Origin of the sequence: Streptomyces sp. (genome assembly GCF_035563135.1) — a bacterium.
Taxonomy (GTDB): domain Bacteria; phylum Actinomycetota; class Actinomycetes; order Streptomycetales; family Streptomycetaceae; genus Streptomyces.
Genome location: NZ_DATMVN010000448.1, coordinates 1 through 2,549, shown reverse-complemented (window position 1 = coordinate 2,549; position 2,549 = coordinate 1). Strand labels below are relative to the sequence as shown.

General features: G+C 69.7%; 1 protein-coding gene and 1 pseudogene. Both read left to right on the top strand.

Translation table 11 applies throughout. The features are described 5' to 3' along the window. The first annotated feature begins 214 nt into the window (after positions 1–214). A complete protein-coding gene (locus VN520_RS19935) occupies positions 215–2,116 on the top strand; it encodes a hypothetical protein (RefSeq protein ID WP_325748286.1) in 1,902 nt (633 codons plus the stop codon). 164 nt (positions 2,117–2,280) lie between these two features. Continuing rightward, positions 2,281–2,549, top strand: a pseudogene (locus tag VN520_RS19930) (Bcr/CflA family drug resistance efflux transporter); the annotation flags it as partial.

Here is a 2,549-nt window from a genome sequence, read left to right as displayed (position 1 = left end):
TCGCCACCTGTCGTGGGTCTTCGTCAGGTGCCCCGCCGCGCGGCAGACGGCCGAGAACAGCCGGCCGATTCATTCCCACCGCGGTGGGATCGCGGCCGATGACACGTCATGTCCTAGTTACGCACGGTTATGCATCGCTTTCACGGTTGTTTCACGGGAGGTTCCGAGGCTGCCCATCAGAAGGCTTCACCTCTACCATTCTCAGGAGGCAGTGATGCAACTCCGTCGATCCGCGGCGAGCAGTCGGCCGCCGCGCAGGCCATCCCGCCGGGTCACCGCCGGGCTCGTGGCCGCCGCCGTGACCTTCGCGGGAAGCACCGCGGCCTGGGCTGCCACCGAGGTTCTGGTGAAGAACCAGGGCAACCTGACGGCGGTCGGGCCGATCAGCTCGGCGACGGGCTTCCCGGCTTGGTACCAGGACAGCACCGGAACACGCGTCGAGCTGTGCCTCGACGGGGACAACCCGTTGTGCGGGTTCCTCCCGGGCGACATCCCCAATGAGGCCGCACCCATCGAGTTCCCCGGCAACTTCCCGAGCGAGATCTTCTACCAGCTCGCCGACTCCAGCCTGGACCTGCCCGGCGGCGGCAGCGCGGTGCTGACGCTCGGCCTCGAGGCCGCCTTCGCGAACGACATCCCGCAGGAGGGCGACCAGGTCGTCTTCGGTCGCCAGCGGATCGTGGTCAAGGACGGGCCCGCGAACACCGCCCTGATCTTCCAGCACCCCTTCGGCACCATCGAGATCGACACGAATGCCAGCGGTGACGGCCGCCTGGTGGAGGACATCTCGCCCGCGGTCGGCAACTTCCAGACCGCGCTCAAGAGCAACTTCGGGCCGTTCCTCAAGTGGCCGTCGGGCGCGCCCGACGGGTACCTCGGCAACCCGGACGTGGAGCACGTCGTCACCGGCAGTCCGACGGGGTACAACAAGTTCTCCGTGACGGGCGGGGGTCTGAACCTGGAGACGAACCTCTTCACGATCACCGGAAAGATCGCCACGAATCACGGGGTCAAGGCCGACGCCGCTCAGGCCAACGGGTCGTTCGTGGACGTGTTCGCCACCGCCCTGGGCGGGAGCCTCGAGGTGAAGGCCGGCCCTGGGTACCAGACCACGCCGATGCTCCACGACCCCGACACCGACCGCTACTACGCACGTGTCGCCGTCGACGGAGCACTCCCCGCGTCGGTGACCGTCCAGAACGTGACCGACAAGCCCGTCAGCACCAGCGCGGTCCCGGTCAGCAAGCCGTTCACCTTGACCGCGGCGTACAACGGATCGAGCCTCGCGGTGACCTCGAGCGTCGACGGGGTCAGCATCGCCGGGTTCGGCCCGCTCAACGGCACGACCGGGAGCTTCCCCGCGGCTGCCCCGCCGGCGACCGTCACAGGCACCTCGAGCGGTACCAGCATCACCGTGCCGGTGCTCGTCACCGGCGGCGAGGCGTCACCGTCCGGTCAGGTACCGGTGACGCCGCAGCCCGACCCTGGTCCCGTCACCGAGACCGAAGGCGACACCGGAGTCCCGCCCACGCCCACCGACGTCGCCGCCGTCATCGCGCCGGTCAGCCCACAGCTCGTCGGGAGCACGTTCACCCTCGACGGCAGCGGCACCACCGGCGCCACCACGTACGCGTGGACCCAGACCAGCGGCTCGGCCGTGACGGTCAACGGGGCCGACACGGCGAAGCCCACCGTGACGATCCCCTTCTACGCGAAGACCACCGACACGACACAGCAGCCGCCTCTCTCCGCACCGCTGACGTTCACGCTCGTCGCCAAGAACGCCGACGGCGCGACCAGCGAGAAGTCGGTGTCGGTGGACCTCACGACGGACACCCTCGCGGTCACCGCCGCCCGGCACAGGATCGGGAGTGAGCTGCGCATCGACGGCACGTCCCTCATCAACGGGCAGGCCGGCGTGCTAGCGCCCGCCACGCAGGTCGTCATCTACGACACCACTCCGGGGCGGAACGTCACCAAGCTGGGTACGGCCCAGGTGGACACGTTGGGCGCCTGGTCGTTCAGGCAGCGGCCCGGTCCCGCCGCCCAGATCACGAGCGTGTCCATCCAGTCCAGTCGTGGTGGGACTCTCAGCTCGGGAGTCACCACCCGCTGACCCACGGCTGCAGGCGCTGGAGGGGCCCACGCGGAGGCGGGGCCCCTCCAGCGCGTTCTCACCTTCCGCTCACCGGAGAAGCCGGTCACGCCGCTGCGATCCAGGACGCCACGGGAACGGCAGCACGGCAGCACGGCATGGGAACGTCTGTCTCCGAGGCAGTGTTGACGCTCGGAACGTCCCCCGGTCGGCGCCGGGCCCGGCACGACCAGGAGGCAGACATTCCGACGACGTCGACCCCGCCGCTCGCGGTGGACCAGGACTCCGGCTCGGCCGGCATCAGGCCCGGCACCGTCATCCTGCTCGGCGCTGTCACCGCACTGCCGGCGCTGGCCATCGATGCCTACCTGCCGGCGCTGCCCAGCCTGACCGAGGACCTGCAGACGACTCCGGCCGCCACGCAGCTCACGTTGACGGCGGTGCTGCTGGGGTT